This window comes from Nostoc mirabile CHAB5784, from assembly GCF_020829645.1.
GTDB classification, from domain to species: domain Bacteria; phylum Cyanobacteriota; class Cyanobacteriia; order Cyanobacteriales; family Nostocaceae; genus Nostoc; species Nostoc mirabile.
In genome coordinates, this window is sequence record NZ_JAIVFS010000253.1 from 1 (window position 1) to 3,363 (window position 3,363).

Genomic DNA, 3,363 nt, shown 5'->3' on the forward strand with positions numbered 1-3,363 from the left:
TCTTAACATGATTGCACAAGAAGCGATAGCGATCGCCTGACTCAAAGAGAAACGTCTATAGTTATGCTCTGTTTTTAAACTAAACCGTTTAGTTTGCACTTGGTGACAGCTTCGCCAGCTCTATGCCGTTTAGGCTTATAAATATAGTATAGTGTTTGTTATCCCATTTGTCAGTATCTTGGGATAACAAAATATAAATACCTGGGAGTACACTTGTTAATACAAGGGTTTCGCTGATAGCGTTGATCAAGAAAAGAGGAAAGTACTATGACTGAATCAAGGCTAAATATCAGGATTTCACCAGAAAAGAAGGATGCTTTTTACCAAAAGGTCAAGGAAGAGGGTAAGAACGCTACCGATGTCCTGCTTGATTTAATTGAGCAATACCTGGGGAACAAAGCTGAGTCTGGCGATATTGTAGAGCTAAAGCACAGAGTCGCAAAATTAGAAGAGTTAGTATTGGGGGAAACTGCCGCCTGAGAGAAGAGAACGAATCTCTCAGGCAATTACTAGAAAAACTAAAAGAAATGCTCAAGCAAAAACCCGCCAACCAGTAGGCGGGTTTACTGCTTTAAATGTGTTGCATCTACTGTGATGATAATGTGCTACCATTTGGGATAACAGGCATATTCTGTAAAAGTGTCACATCCCACATGGAAGTGGCGCATCTGTACCATCTGTGAGAACAGCTGGCTACAGGCAGTAAACAGGGGGTATAGCTAGTTCCTCTACACCTCAAAATATGTTTTGTGCCTTTCAAAATGTGGAGAAAACTAAACCCCTTGAGTTAGTGCCTCAAAAACATTGCTCTTTGGTCAGTCTCACAAATTGCACAGTTCATGATCAATAAAACAATATCAAATCGCCCTGTACCATCTACAGTGGCTAATTCCGTTCGCCCATATAAGCAGTTTTTAACGGGTGTATGCAGCACATATAGGTAAAACCATGCTGACACTAAACCGTTCCGAGACAACATTAGCACTCGATTACAGCAACCTCAACACCAGCATCCAGGAAACCTTCACCGCCATCGATAGGTTCGAGTGCTTCGCGGTAGATGAAATCCTCCTGATGCGAGAACAGCAGCTTTACCTCAAAGCTGGATACAAAAGCTTTGAAGAATACTGCCAGCATGAATTATCCGCCTAGGGTGGCTACCGACGAATCAACCAACTGCTAGGAGCCAAAAAGGTCATAGACGCAGTTGGCGAGTTGGGGGGACACATTAAAAACGAGCGTCAGGCTCGTCCGTTACTTCGCTTAGTCTTGGAACCAGAAAAACTTTTTGCTGCTGTATCCCTGGCTCTGAAAGATAACCCCTCCCCAAGTGAATCAGACTTTGCTGCTGCTGCAAAAAAAGTGGTTCCTCAACTTCCACGCAAAAAGCAATCTATTTAGGAACCAATGGTTCCCAAAATTCAAGAACCAGTGGTTCCTCAAAAAGCCATTGTCACAGTTTCACAACAGTCACACCCAAGGTATGGAGAAGAGGAAACCATTGAAGCAGACGCATCAAATCATTGGCAACAGATTGTCACCTTTGCTGATGGCGAAAGGTTATTGATCAACAATGCTGATTTAGATGCCGCTAGTGTCCCATTTTCCAGAGAGCGGAACTATCCACCAGAATATACGGAAGCGATGCCTTCGGCAACGTCAAGGACGAACGCTGCTATTGAAGAACGCCATAAACAGGAACTAGAATGACTTTCCCAGGAATTGAGGATTGGTTTGCTCCCCAGAGGCCACAGCCAGAGCCGAAGCCCAGGTACAAGAGCAAATCCAATCTCTGCAACAACTCTTTAAACAACAGAAAGAAGAAAATATCCAGTTACAGCAACGGCTCTCGGAGATGGAGGGGTTACGGAAACTGGAAATTGAAAATCAGCAACTCCAGCAACGCATTCAGGAATTAGAACACGCCGTACAACAGCATCCGGTTCAACAGTGGGGAAATACCATGACCCAACAGGCGACTAAAGCGTTGAACAAGCAGGTTCAGCAAGCCCTGGAAAAGACAATTGATTTGCGATCGCTGGCACAAGAACCCCCAAAAGAGAATGCCCAAGAATGTCTCCGGCTGATGGGTATGGCGTTGAAGAACCTAAGCGAAGCGATGAACAATACCCAAGCTCTTGAAGCTGCGGCGATAATCTTGGGAAGTGAACCGACACCAATTGCGATCGCATATCGAGCCGAGCAATTGGAAATGTTGCCCCAAGCGGTTAGCGATATCAGGCAGGTGCTTGCAAAACCTGGGTGTAGCTGGGAGGAATTTTGGACTGTTGCCCAAGAATATGAGGTGATTAAACAAGACTACTGGGCGGAATTAAGCACCTAGGAGACAGAATTGATTACGGCTCTCCAAAATGCATCTACTGAATCGGACACCATTCAAGTTGGTTCTATTGTTGCCCATGCTGATCCATACCGCACTTTGTATGTGGAGAGGGGGGAAGTTGTGAAAGATTTGGGCGAGGAAGTAGTGGTGGTCTGGGATTGTTGGAAGGAGCAATCGAAAAAAGCTGACAGGTATTTCCGAGACGAGTTGCGGTTTTGGCAACCTCAATAGGCTTCCAGTGTATCGGTAACTTTTTAGACAAATAAATGCAAGTACCAAGCCCCGCAATCACAGTGGGGAAAATTTCCGTGCGTCAACATTAACAGGAGATTGTAAAATGACTGCAACTATTCAAGACCTAAGCCCAAAAAGGCTGGTGCTACCAGTAAATCACAGTCACCGTACAAGCGACTTCATGTGATTATCCCCATTGAAGATATGTTGTGGGCATCGCAGCAAAAGCCGTCTGTTAACCAACTGTGGCAGGAGTGCTGGACGGCTGACCCATACGGTTCTCGGTGGATGCCGCTAACTTCTGCTTTGGGGTACAGTACTTTTATCTCTGCGAAGAAAATTCTATCTGAAAGTGGGTTGTTCGTCTTCAAACCCGACAAGTCTATTCAGGATGGACGGGAGACAGTGAAGTGGATGGTACAGAATTTACACGGTAGCCGAATGAAAGAGTTCTGGGAGAAAGCCAATGCTGAAAAACGAGAACCAAATTCTCAAAAACAAGAATCAAATACTGAAAATACAGAGATGAATGCTGGCTCTGAAGAAATGCGTGCTTCGTATAAAGCATCTATTTCAGATAAAACTCAACCAGAGCAAAGGTTCCAGAAACCCTAACGAACTGTTCAGGAACACCTCACAATCTCTTCAAAAGAGATTATAACCCTCTTTCAAGAAACACTTGACGTAAAGCTTATGTAGAAAGGGTTTGATAAAATGAAGCTTCCTCCTTATCTTGAGATTTGGGGACAAGTTGAAGACCAAAAGCTTGCGCTTTCTTCTGGAGA

General features: G+C 44.5%; 7 protein-coding genes. All 7 read left to right on the plus strand.

Going from position 1 to position 3,363, the window contains the following annotated elements; all coding sequences use genetic code 11:
* Positions 1-267 precede the first annotated feature (267 nt).
* Complete coding sequence (locus tag LC653_RS45195; protein WP_100903988.1) at positions 268-480, plus strand: hypothetical protein; 213 nt, start codon at positions 268-270, stop codon at positions 478-480.
* Positions 481-948: 468 nt separating this feature from the next.
* Entirely contained in the window at positions 949-1,152 is a 204-nt protein-coding gene (locus LC653_RS47135) for a hypothetical protein (RefSeq protein ID WP_308189268.1), read from the plus strand.
* Positions 1,153-1,215: 63 nt separating this feature from the next.
* Entirely contained in the window at positions 1,216-1,401 is a 186-nt protein-coding gene (locus LC653_RS47140) for a hypothetical protein (RefSeq protein ID WP_308189269.1), read from the plus strand.
* Between the two features lie 6 nt (positions 1,402-1,407).
* Positions 1,408-1,710, plus strand: a complete 303-nt coding sequence (locus tag LC653_RS47145; RefSeq protein WP_308189270.1) for a hypothetical protein — start codon at positions 1,408-1,410, stop codon at positions 1,708-1,710.
* A 19-nt stretch (positions 1,711-1,729) separates the two neighbouring features.
* Complete coding sequence (locus LC653_RS47150; RefSeq protein WP_308189271.1) at positions 1,730-2,344, plus strand: hypothetical protein; 615 nt, start codon at positions 1,730-1,732, stop codon at positions 2,342-2,344.
* Between the two features lie 9 nt (positions 2,345-2,353).
* A complete protein-coding gene (locus tag LC653_RS47155) occupies positions 2,354-2,575 on the plus strand; it encodes a hypothetical protein (RefSeq protein ID WP_308189272.1) in 222 nt (73 codons plus the stop codon).
* Positions 2,576-2,782: 207 nt separating this feature from the next.
* Positions 2,783-3,193 carry a hypothetical protein gene (locus tag LC653_RS45205; RefSeq protein WP_229501741.1) on the plus strand — a complete coding sequence of 137 codons (411 nt, stop codon included), beginning with the start codon at positions 2,783-2,785 and terminating at the stop codon, positions 3,191-3,193.
* Positions 3,194-3,363: the final 170 nt, after the last annotated feature.

Excerpts from the sequence above, each read along its gene's own strand:
- LC653_RS45195 (WP_100903988.1), top strand. The coding sequence starts at position 268 with ATGACTGAATCAAGGCTAAATATCAGGATTTCACCAGAAAAGAAGGAT.
- LC653_RS47135 (WP_308189268.1), top strand. The coding sequence starts at position 949 with ATGCTGACACTAAACCGTTCCGAGACAACATTAGCACTCGATTACAGC.
- LC653_RS47145 (WP_308189270.1), top strand. The coding sequence starts at position 1,408 with ATGGTTCCCAAAATTCAAGAACCAGTGGTTCCTCAAAAAGCCATTGTC.
- LC653_RS45205 (WP_229501741.1), top strand. The coding sequence starts at position 2,783 with ATGTTGTGGGCATCGCAGCAAAAGCCGTCTGTTAACCAACTGTGGCAG.